This is a genomic window from Psychrosphaera haliotis (genome assembly GCF_039523615.1).
GTDB lineage: Bacteria > Pseudomonadota > Gammaproteobacteria > Enterobacterales > Alteromonadaceae > Psychrosphaera > Psychrosphaera haliotis.
The window spans coordinates 56523-67963 of record NZ_BAAAFQ010000011.1; the positions used below are offsets into that span (position 1 = coordinate 56523).

The following is an 11441-nucleotide window of genomic DNA, read 5'->3' on the forward strand; positions in this document are numbered from 1 at the left end:
AACGGCTCAACCAAAACTTAAGTCAAAGTCGGTTTTCCGATTTCAGCCATTCATAAGTATCCTTGAGCATAACGTCTAGTTGCACAGTATTATTGTATCCAAGCTCACTTACCGCCTTGTCACTAGAGGCCACGACTCTTTTGGTAACCATAAGCGCTTTTTCTGGCGTCATGTTTGGCTCCTTACCAGTTACTAGTGAGCCCCAATAAGATAGGCGACCCACCAGCTTTAATAACCATGGTGCGATAGTTGAACTTTGTTTAGGTTTATTTAGCAGCACAGAGATTCGATTCACCACATCTAAAAAGCGATGATCAACACCCGCAAGAATGTAGTTATGGCCAACTTGCCCTTTAGTGACTGCAGCAATATGGGCTTTAGCCACTTCATCTACATGGCAGTAAGAACCCTCTCCCGACGGCACACCTGGCAATGCATCATCATTAATCATGGTAAATAGCTGTGACCAATTATGTTTATCAAACCGACCCATGATGGCACAAGGATTTAAAATAACAGCGGGTAGGTTTTGCTTTAACTCAGCTTGCTTCACAACTTGTTCGCCAAGGTATTTAGTTTTTAAGTAATTAACATTGGAAGTCATGGCTAAAGACTCAGAGCTTTCATTAATCACACCAGAATGAAAGCCATAAGCCGATATAGAAGAAGTATGAATAAAACGCTTAACGTTTCGTTTTAGTGCAGCATCTACAACATATTGAGTGGCTGTGACGTTCAATTCATGCTGTGTTTCATTATTTTTTGTCCACAAATTAGTGTCACCAGCAATATGAAAAACAACGTCAATATCATTGTCCATGCAAATTTCTATGTCATCTTTATTGGTCATTAACCCAGTTCGCCAATCTACTGGCACATCAGCCAACAAACTCGTATCTGAACCGGGTCGGCATATTGCGGTAACACTCCAACCTAAATCGTCTAATTGACGAATCAAATTAATACCTAAAAAACCCGTTCCACCAGTAACAAATGCCTTCACGTTTAATCCTTATTTAAGATATGAAAAAGCCGCTGATAAAAGCGGCTTTACTAAACTCAATGTAAGCTAATGAATCTGATATTAAATAATATCAAGGTAAGTACTTTTTAAATTATTCTTTAAAAGTTTACCTTAAAATAAATACATTAATATGCCCTGCAATAAAATGTTACTTTTAGCTATCAAAACCAATAGAGACAAATTCAATGAGCCTCCTAAGTAAAAAATATGGCAATGTCGCAATATTTGTAGATGTACAAAATATTTATTACACCACTAAACAAACCTTTAACCGTTCCTTTGACTACCGCTTGTTTTGGAAAGAGATGTCTGAACAGGGCAACATAGTTACCGCCATTGCTTATGCTATAGATAGTAATAACGATGGCCAACGAAAGTTTCAAGATGCGCTAAGACACATAGGCTTTGATGTAAAACTAAAACCTTATATTCAAAGGGCAGATGGCAGTGCTAAAGGAGATTGGGATGTGGGGATTACTATTGATGTGCTAGATAATGCACCAAACGTAGACACAGTCGTATTGATGTCGGGCGATGGTGATTTTGAGCTGCTATTAAGAACCATTAAAAAACGAAATAAATGTAAAACTCAAGTTGTTGGAGTTGAGAAATTAACAGCAAATTTACTCATTGATGCGGCTGATATTTATACACCAATAAATCCGACTTGGTTGAAATAAAGGTTTTGAGTGATGGTCATTTTTTCTAAATATTTAATTTAAAACATATCTGTAACAAGACGTTAACAATACTATGCATTAATCGCCACCAAATCAAACAACTTCAACTAAGATGAGCCAAAAAGAAGAAAAAAATACCCAAAACCCTGCTTACTATAAAACATTTTGCTCTACGGTTGTTTTCTAACCTACTTAATGAACCGGCTTATATAGCCTTTACAAGGTTTTCGAGGCTATCTTTTACAAGCTTATTGTGTTAATAATCGTATCGCTTATGTCTAGCTATCTTCATGAGCATATAATAAATTAAAAAATATAAATCTAGGGACATATAATGATGAACTTTAAAAATAGTTTAACTGCTTTTGCAGTTGCTGCAGCGCTGGGTCTTTCTAGCTCTGTAATGGCTGCCGAGACCGGCGGTCTAAAAATCAAAGTTACTGATAAAAACGGTAACCCAATTGCAGGTGCAACAGTATTAGTAAAAGCACCAGACAGCCTAGTTAGCAAAAATGCAGTGTCAGATGCCGATGGTTTTGTTTCTCTGCGCGGACTAGACGCTTCAAACCAATACACCGTAAGTATCAACGGTAACCAAATTCAAGCTTTTGAAGCAAACAATGTACGTGTTATCACGGGCAAAAGTTTGAACCTAAGCTATGCAGTTAGCAATGCGTCTAGCAACATGGAAACAATTGTTGTATCTGGACGTGCGGTATCTGCTATTGATACAACGTCTGCAACAACAGGTATGGACATTACATTGGATATGACTGAGTCATTACCAACGGGTCGTTCTTACCAAAGCTACCTACAACTTACTCCTGGTGTAAAACCAAGTAGTGGTGGTAACCCATCTTCAAAATCTGGTGTTAACTACTCAGATGCTGGTGGTGCCGTAGGTACTTCTTCAGACAATGTTTACTACATTGACGGCGTAAACGTAACGGATAACGTAACGGGTACATTTGGTGGCAACATCAACTCTGAAATCATTCAGGAACAACAAGTTATTACTGGTGCAATCCCAGCTAAATACGCAGGTGGTTCTGGCCTTGTTTCACGTGTTGTTACAAAGTCTGGTAGTAATGAATTCCACGGTTCAGTTAACTACTACTTCCAGAACGACAGCCTAGTTGGTGACTATGACAGCCCAACTAAATCGCAAAGTGGTTTCTCTACTTTTGATACAGCGGTAACACTTGGTGGTCCAATCATTCAAGACGAATTATGGTTTTTTGCTTCATACCAGCTTAAAAACCGTAAAGATGACGTAGCCGATCCAGAAACTGGTGCAATTGCTCGTTCTGTTGAAAACGAAAGCACATTAGGTTTTGGTAAATTAACTTGGCAGGCAACTAACGATGACCGTTTAGTATTTACTTACTTTAACGATCCTACTGACGTTTCTGGAAGCAGCGCGTTTGACACTTTATCAAACCGAGATCGTTCACGTAAGCAAGGCGGCGACAACTACAAGATTGACTACACGCACTCTTGGGACGACGTAGTTCTTAATGCTGGTTTCATGAGCCATGAGTCAGAACTTTCTGATATCGCTAAAGATAAAAGCACTCGTAACGACGTTGCTTACTTCGCTGACGCTTCAACTACTACACAGTCAGATACTGACCTTGGTGGTTTAGGTTCAGACACGCTACGTGAGCGTAATAAAGAAAGCTACTATGTTAATGCTGAATACTATTTAGATACTAACGACTTTGGTTATCACACTATTGAAGTTGGTTACTCAGCAGAAACGAATGAAAACATCACAAACTCTGTTTACACAGGTGACTCTGCACAATATACCTCTATTGGCGCGGCGGATGCTGGTACAACATATGACCAGTATGCAAATGCTGATGGTTGGATTGGTAACAGAGATTTATCTGACGATGATGCAGCTCGAATTGCAGCAGCAACTGGCATTGCCGAAGCTGATGTAGCAAATATTGTATTTAATAGCACTGCTGGTAACCCTACAGGAGATGTGAACGTTTACCGTATCATTCAAACACAACAAGCTGAGTCTAAACTTGAAACTAAAGGTCAATCTTTTTACATTCAAGATAGTATCAACATTGAAGACCTAACATTAAATGTAGGTTTACGTGCTGAAAAATGGTCTCACTATGCTTCAACAGGCGAAAAGATCTTCTCGTTTGATTGGGATATTGCACATCGTTTAAGTGCTGTTTATGACATTAATGGTGACGGTGATTCTAAAGTTTGGGCATTCCACGGCCGTTACTACGATCCGGTACGTACTGACATGACATCATTTGCTGGTAATCTAACTGGTTCAGTTCGTGAAGAGCAAGTGTTTGTAGATGGTTCATGGCAGACATTCCGTACGCGTGGTGGTGTAGCTACACAAGATGCATTCTTCTCGCCTACAACTAAAACGCCTTACACTGATGAATTTTTAGTAGGTTACTCAACTAACCTTACTGAAGATACAAACATCTCTGTAACGTATACAAACCGTAAAACTCGAGACATTCTTGAAGATTACGACTTAGGTGTTTATTCAGAAGGCGGCCAATTAGATGGTTCATCTTTAGCATTACCTCTGTCTTACTTTGGTTACACAGAAAACCCTGGTTCAAACTATGTTCTAGCTACGCTAGAAGGTGGTAAACGTGATTACCAAGGTGTTGAAATTACATTCAAGAAGCTTCGTACTGATAACTGGAATCTATTAGCGTCTTATACTTATAACGATGCGGAAGGTAACACTAACTCAGATGGTAACGCGGATTTACAAGGTGATTTCTACTACCTAGATCCACGTGCTCCTAACATGTACGGCAAACAGCCTGGTAACATTGATCACCAGTTCAAAATCTTAGGTACATATTATTTTGATAATGGTTTTGAAGTAGGTGCGGTTTATAACTGGAACTCTGGTACAGCATATAACCGAGCTTCAAACGTTTATGGTCGTTATTTACCACTACGTGAAGAAACTACATATGACTTTGGCGGTTACGACGGACGTTGGATTGCTCCTGGTAACCTTGCAAGCCAAGAAACTCCAGCATTTGGTACGCTAGATGTGCGATTCAAGTATGTTCATGACTTTGGTGATTATGAAACTGAGTTCTTCTTAGATGTATTTAACATCCTCGATGACCAAGCGGTTACTGAAGAAGAGCAACTTGTAGCTGGTAGTGGTTCATTTGAATTTGGTGAAGCAAAAGACTGGGTTGCACCTCGTCGCTTCTACCTAGGTGCTAAAGTTGAATTCTAAGCACATATAATGATTGATCGCGATAGTTCACTATCGCACCTTTAATCTGTTAGTAAAAGCCATCGAGAGATGGCTTTTTTACACCTGAAATTTACCAACAGATGCGTCCACGCCCCTCAAATAATGTGTAAAAACTCCAGTACTTGCTCTTACTCAAATAACGACAAATACCTTTAAGACCCCTAGCATGGTCTGTGTGCTATGTGCTAAATATTAGGCGCTAGGTGCTACCTAAAAACAATTGGTGTAAGTAATAGATCTGAGGTATGGGTAAAGCGATGTTAGGTTTTCGGTGTTAACTGCAGGTTCTGGGTAAAGTAGCAAATATAGACAGGCGTTATAGTGTTGGCTAACCAATAAAAAGCCCCTTGCTTTTCGCAAGGGGCTTTTAACGTTATAGCTTATATAGTTATTATATTAACGCTTTGTGCGTCTTCTAAGCATTGCTAATGGCAATAACAATAGAGACATCCAGCCGAAGCTACCACTGCTTGATTTCTTCTCTGGAGCAACAGGCTCTGGTACATCCTGAACCGTTACGTTGCTTGAACCCATTATTGAAGACTTACCATCTGAAACAGTTACTGCGAACTTCAGATCTGTATCAAACGCAACAGTAGGTGCAGTAAACGACATAGATGCAGCATCTGCTCCTGACATCGCTACTTCTGGTCCGCTAGTTTGAGTCCAAGTGTAAGTAAGAGTATCTGCAGTATCTCTATCAAAGCCTTCCGCTTCAAGAGCAACAGCATCACCTTCTTCTACAGTCATATCATCAGAAATAGAAACTAGGCGAGGTACTGAGTTATCACACGACTCAACAACACCACTAACCACTTCAGAGAACATTGGTGATTCAACGTTAGTAAATTGAACGTTATCTACGAACCAACCAAACACACTCGCTGCGCTATCGGTTGCAATTCTGAAACGGAACTTGACAGTGCTACCGTTTAAGGCTTCTCCAAAGTTAATCGTTTCTTGAGAGTTTGTCGGGAAGTCTACACTATCTCGCATGTCACCAGAGAATACCGGACGACCAGCTAATGGTTGGTCTGGAGTAACTGCAGGAAGCACTTCGCTATAACCAGCATTCATGAACTGACCACCAAAGTAAGTAACATCTTGCCATTCACTGCCGTTTAAGCTTAGCTCAACAACACCGCCATCATAACCAGTCTCTAACAAGTAAACGTGCCAGAATGAAACAGTGAAATCACCAGCATAGCCTACTTCGATTTCACCTGTTTCATAACCTACATCTGAAATTTCAGATATATCAGCCATAAATAACGTACTGCCACCTAAGTTAGCGCCTGTAATCCCTCCCCAATAGGCAGTATAAATATTGTTTAGTTCCGCTAAGCCAGACGCACTTTCGCCGCCATCCATTATATTTACTGACCAATCAACAAAGGTAGATATATCTTCCATGTCTTCAAGTGTCGTTAGATTTACTGGATCTACTTTTTCGAAGTCATAGTTGATAGTAACTGGTAACGTGATATCTTCAGCCTCAACAACTTCATCACCTTCAACCGCTTCAGGGAAGGTTACTACAAACGAAATATCATCCGCAGTAGAAGCGTCATTGATAACAACATCTAAAGATGAGCTCGTTGATTTAGAAAATGGTGATAATGAGTCAAAAGTAACTAGACCATCATTAGCAATAGTTACATCCGCGTCACCTTCAACACTGATTTGCGCTGTAACACCTTCAAGTACTTCGCTACCTGTATTAGTAATAGTTACCGATATTTGACCAGTTTCACCTTTATCTAAAACGCCATCCGCTGTACAGAAGCCAGACGTTGTTCCGTCATAGTCAGCCATTAGGTCAACAGAAACCGCATTGAACGCCGCTAACTCAGTCGCATTACTTTCTACAACACCTGAAAGATCTGTTGACGTTCTAGCAGGAGATACCGCTCCAAGGCCCATACCACGTTTTGCAAATGCTGCAATCGCCATGTCAAAGTCTTTTGAGTCACTAGCTATAGCTGCAGCTAAGATAGCATCTCTAGCTTCAGTGTAGGTTGGTGAAATAGGAGTTAATTTATAACCTTCAACTACATAACGAGACATTCTGTCTTTTGCATCAGCAAAACCATGTTCGTTAATCATAGCGACATAGAATTCCCATAATGCTACGGCCCAAATTTCACCGGCACCATGTGGAGACGCATTTGAAGTTGTAGGGAACCCATCTGGGCCCGCGCCTGTTGTAATGTGACCAAATGTATACGGATTAACGTCCATATCAGTTGTATACGGAGCACGACGAATACCAGTAAAGAAGTCAGTTACGTATGTACCAACACCGTATCCTAAACCGAACTCAGAGTTACCTTCAAGTTCAAGATCTGACTCTTTTGTTACGAAAAGCATGGCGTGAATATCAGCCCAACCTTCACCCATTGCTCTACCTTGGAAGTTATTCAAACCAGAACCATTGCCAATTAGGCGGTTTTGGATGTAGTGACCAAATTCGTGAGCGATTACCGCATTATCAAACGTTGAGTCTTTTAATGGGAATGTGCTTGTCATTTCCACTTCAACAGTGCCGTCTGCATCAATTATTTCATAAATAGATGCACCGTCCGCAAAGCTTAGACCTTGAGGGGCAATTGTAATTGTATCGTCGTCGCCACCCATTGAAGCAGGCGTGCCGTCGTCAACGTTATTAACAATTATTGCGCCTATCGCACCAGCATCTTGTGCATTACCTACTTTAATATCAAAGTCACACTCGCCACGGTCTATTATCGCGATATTACCTTCAAGCGCTGCGGCATTAACTGCTGGCTCACAACCATCAGTTAATGTGTCAGTACCGTCATCAATACGTACAACTGAACCTGTTACTGAGTATTGCTGAGGACCAAAAGACGCTAATTGGCTTGAACTTAAAATACCTAAGGTATCAGAGTTAGTAACTTCAATACCCCAATCTTCACCCACAACAGCATCTTTGTCAGTCCACAAGAATTGTTGCATTCTTGGGCTGCCACCGTCTGCAGGTGTCGACATGTTTGCGTTGTTTAAACCAGAGTTATCTTGAGCTTCTAGAAGTAGTGGATCGCCTTCTACACCGCCACGCTCATAGTTTGATAACTGTGCATTACCTGACGCTTCATCAAATCCATAATCGTAATAGTAATCATGTAAGAAGTTAGTCATGTAGAACAAGTTAACAATCGCCGCTTTTCTGTTGCCCATTGTATTAGCTCGTGCTTCTGGGTCTAGCGGATAATCAAAGGTTTGGGCACTTGTTGTTTCTGCCGTGAAATCACCTGGACTAAAGCCACCTGGTGCAATTACATCAGCATAAGCAAATGCATTATTACCTGAAGTAGTCGTTGCAGTTTCTTCTAACCACGCATCTTGAGTGCTTAAGAACGGCATAGTTGATACTGAAACTAACGGCGCTTCTAAAATAACATCTGTGTCATTACCAGGGTCTAACGAAGGTACAACGTCACCGTGAGGACCTTGCATTGGTGTCAGGTCATCTTTTGCATACGCACGATAATGGAATGTTGAGTCATCAACCGTTAGGCTGTTTTTAGATAAAACCTTGCCATTTGTAGCATCAACAACATAGCTGAATAATTCTGTGTTTACTGAATCAGCAGCTGAGACTTCAACTTCTAAATAATAAGAAGGAACCAAACCTTTGCTACCGTCAAAGTATACTTTTTTAGCACGCGTTTCAGCGCCAACAGATACTCCATTTGGCGTACTTTTAACTCTGAAATGAGAGTATTTACCTTTTTCTTCAGATGCTACTAATGAAACATCAACACGACCATTTGTCGCGTCTTTTACTGCGCTTAAGATTGCTGGTTCAGCTTCACCAAAATCAAACGATGGGGCGAATTGGCCAACCGGCAACTGATTTTTAGCTAAGTAGCCCGATGAGGCAACTAAGTTAAATTCAGAATCCATCATAATGTTAAATTCACGATTAAATACTTCTACACCCATGACTTCTTGAGTGTATTTAGCAATACGGGTGCCTCTGCCTTCGTCATGCATATTTGCTAATTTAACAACTTGTGTTAGACCACCTTTTGATGTTGATACACCTAATAATGCGTTTAAATAGTGGTCGCTGGCTGCTGCTGCTCTGTTTTCTGTAGCAACCCCAGATAAATTTGGTGCCTTAATTGAGCTAGGTGCCCATACAAAAGTCGCTTTACCAAGATTGTCGTCGTAATGGCTCTTAAGGCCAGATACTGTAGGCTTTGAAGCAAGAGCTTGTTGTGTAGCAGCATCGAAGCTGCCTTGTGCTTGTGCAAACTTGCTGTTTTTTACTGAATTTACTAACTGGTCACTTGGAGCTGCATTAGCACCAGCACTGGTTAGAACTAGAGCGACCGCTGCGGACACTCCAGTAATTTTAAAATCTATCATGTTTATTCCTTGTATTTCGATTATAAAACGAACGTGTTCCCTCTTCGTAACGAGAGGTCGCTGTAAAGATTATTGTTTTTATATTTATTTACAGTTGTGAATAAAGTAATCGTAAACCTGTCCTTATTGCAACCGTTTGATACAGAGTAAAATCACCACCATAACCAACCAAATTTAAACCATTGTTTTAAAAGCAATTATAAGAATCGTGTCAAAAATACAAACAATTTGTTACAAATTCAATAAACTTCAACTCTAAAAATACCAATTTAATCTGGTCTAATAATTCTAATAAATTAATTTAGGGGACAATAATGAAGAAAAGAAACGGACACTTGCTTATCGCACTTTCAGTGAGTATTGCACTTGCAGCATGTAATAATGATCAATCAAAAGAAAAACAAGACGCACCATCAGTGCCAAACGCAATGCAAGACAAAAATGTTGTTGCCGAGGACATGAAGTCAGTGTCATCACAAGTTCAAGAAATCAAGCAACCAATGGCGCTAGAACAAGCGCTGAGCAAAGGGTTTGTTAAAGTTAATAATACTATTTTGGAAGCGCCTTCTTTGCCTTTAATAGCTGGTAAAGAAGTGTTTGATAAGTCAGTTAATCAAAAAGCTAGAGTCACTGGTAATATTATTGTTGTAGTTGCAGATGGTGCAGGTACAAGCCAATGGTTGAGTGAGTTTGATATGGTAGAAATGGCGTCAAACACATACTCATTAACACCTAAAAACCCAACGGACTTGGTATTGGACTATAAAACGTTAAAAAGAAACAAGTCTGTGAAACAAGTTGAACTTCAACTCGATTACACACCTAAATCTGACAAAGAAACAATGTAAACTGCTATGCACAGTGGGCGATCTTAATCATACAAGTAACGAGTATTAGAGATCGCTCAATGTGTTAATTACAGGCAGCTACAACAGCCTTTATTTAACAAATTTACCCTTCCAAACTTTGCTAATGAACAACCACCTTATTCCCGTTATTGCCAGCATTAGCGTTAACAAAGCAAACACTTTTGAAAAGATATTGTTAAACCCGCCGGTATTAAAGTAGTCCATAAAATGGAGCTGAAACATAAGGTTCTTTAACCGTTTATGATCATCAACATGCGCTATTACTTTACGAGAAACGTCAGATATATAGATGGTTGTATTGTCGGTGTTATTTAAAGCCACAGCCCAAATTGCATTGCGCTCACTAGGAATGTCTTTTGTGCCCGTTGAAATCAAATTTATTTTAGCGTTTTCCATCAGCTTGGCTTTTTCTGTGTGTTTTAAAGACTGCTGTGCTACCTCAGTAACATAATTCTCATTAATAACCGAAAGCGCTCCCGTTTCCGCGTCAAACCACTTAACGCTTTGTTTTTGATAACCGTGAGCGGTTTCTTGAAAAAATGCCAAGTAATAAGGTTTATCTAATCGCCACACTAGCGATACTCTTTTTACGTCAGTAAGCTCAGAGCTCAACTTTTCTAGTGCTACTAAGGTTGGCGTCTGCAGACCTTCACTTTTATGCTCAACCTTTTGCCTAAACTGATTGCCGCTTGCTTTAGGGTCATCTGCTAGGCCAAAATAAAGGCCTGTACCAAGCCAAATTACCAATTGAATCGAGACAATAGTGGCGAGCCATTTATGCAGTACTGCGTGTGAAACAACTATTATAAGCATCACAAAAAACTCAAAAGACATGTTAAATTATGAATTAGATCGCCACAATCACTTTAATTTTTAAAAGCCCTAGAGTTATCTATATAATACATCAAGTGACTTAACACTGCGCTTCGAGTTCCGCAAGCGTTTGCTCTGACATGCAAGCAAGGGTTGCAGCTGTAAAAAACGTCGCTGTCAACATAGGGCTTTCAGTAGGCAATTCGCTAAAGAAGCGATAGACACTGAATCCAAGTGAATCCATCCAAAAGAACGACAATATTCCATCGAAGAACTCTCCTACCGCCACAAACCAAGACTGAACTAAGCAGGTTATGACAAAAAGCCAAATTAACCACAGATAGCCTATAATCATAAGTTACACCTCTTTATTTATTTGT

At 40.0% G+C, this 11441-nt stretch carries 7 protein-coding genes; 3 read left to right on the plus strand and 4 right to left on the minus strand.

What is annotated here, in order from left to right; genetic code table 11:
• Positions 1–22: 22 nt before the first annotated feature.
• Positions 23–1003, minus strand: a complete 981-nt coding sequence (locus tag ABD009_RS13320; RefSeq protein WP_343826203.1) for an NAD-dependent epimerase/dehydratase family protein — start codon at positions 1001–1003, stop codon at positions 23–25.
• Between the two features lie 206 nt (positions 1004–1209).
• Here ABD009_RS13320 and ABD009_RS13325 point away from each other — a divergent pair, with 206 nt between their 5' ends.
• Entirely contained in the window at positions 1210–1704 is a 495-nt protein-coding gene (locus tag ABD009_RS13325) for a LabA-like NYN domain-containing protein (protein ID WP_343826205.1), read from the plus strand.
• Between the two features lie 334 nt (positions 1705–2038).
• On the plus strand, positions 2039–4960 hold the full coding sequence (locus ABD009_RS13330; protein WP_343826207.1) for a TonB-dependent receptor: 2922 nt from the start codon (positions 2039–2041) through the stop codon (positions 4958–4960).
• 417 nt (positions 4961–5377) lie between these two features.
• Here the strand turns inward: ABD009_RS13330 and ABD009_RS13335 are convergent, their stop codons facing one another.
• Positions 5378–9379, minus strand: coding sequence for a rhombosortase-dependent M36 family metallopeptidase (locus tag ABD009_RS13335; protein ID WP_343826209.1), 4002 nt, complete (start codon positions 9377–9379; stop codon positions 5378–5380).
• A gap of 314 nt (positions 9380–9693) precedes the next feature.
• On the opposite strand from ABD009_RS13335, the gene ABD009_RS13340 reads away from it, so the two are divergent.
• Complete coding sequence (locus tag ABD009_RS13340; RefSeq protein WP_343826211.1) at positions 9694–10227, plus strand: hypothetical protein; 534 nt, start codon at positions 9694–9696, stop codon at positions 10225–10227.
• A gap of 90 nt (positions 10228–10317) precedes the next feature.
• Here ABD009_RS13340 and ABD009_RS13345 read toward each other — a convergent pair whose 3' ends face one another.
• Both ABD009_RS13345 and ABD009_RS13350 read right to left on the minus strand, forming a co-directional pair.
• Positions 10318–11061 carry a PepSY domain-containing protein gene (locus ABD009_RS13345; protein ID WP_343826476.1) on the minus strand — a complete coding sequence of 248 codons (744 nt, stop codon included), beginning with the start codon at positions 11059–11061 and terminating at the stop codon, positions 10318–10320.
• 100 nt (positions 11062–11161) lie between these two features.
• Positions 11162–11416, minus strand: coding sequence for a hypothetical protein (locus tag ABD009_RS13350; protein WP_343826214.1), 255 nt, complete (start codon positions 11414–11416; stop codon positions 11162–11164).
• Between the last annotated feature and the right edge of the window lie 25 nt (positions 11417–11441).

Coding starts and splice junctions, on each gene's coding strand:
- ABD009_RS13325 (WP_343826205.1), top strand. CDS start 1,210: ATGAGCCTCCTAAGTAAAAAATATGGCAATGTCGCAATATTTGTAGAT.
- ABD009_RS13330 (WP_343826207.1), top strand. CDS start 2,039: ATGATGAACTTTAAAAATAGTTTAACTGCTTTTGCAGTTGCTGCAGCG.
- ABD009_RS13335 (WP_343826209.1), bottom strand. CDS start 9,379: ATGATAGATTTTAAAATTACTGGAGTGTCCGCAGCGGTCGCTCTAGTT.
- ABD009_RS13340 (WP_343826211.1), top strand. CDS start 9,694: ATGAAGAAAAGAAACGGACACTTGCTTATCGCACTTTCAGTGAGTATT.
- ABD009_RS13345 (WP_343826476.1), bottom strand. CDS start 11,061: ATGCTTATAATAGTTGTTTCACACGCAGTACTGCATAAATGGCTCGCC.
- ABD009_RS13350 (WP_343826214.1), bottom strand. CDS start 11,416: ATGATTATAGGCTATCTGTGGTTAATTTGGCTTTTTGTCATAACCTGC.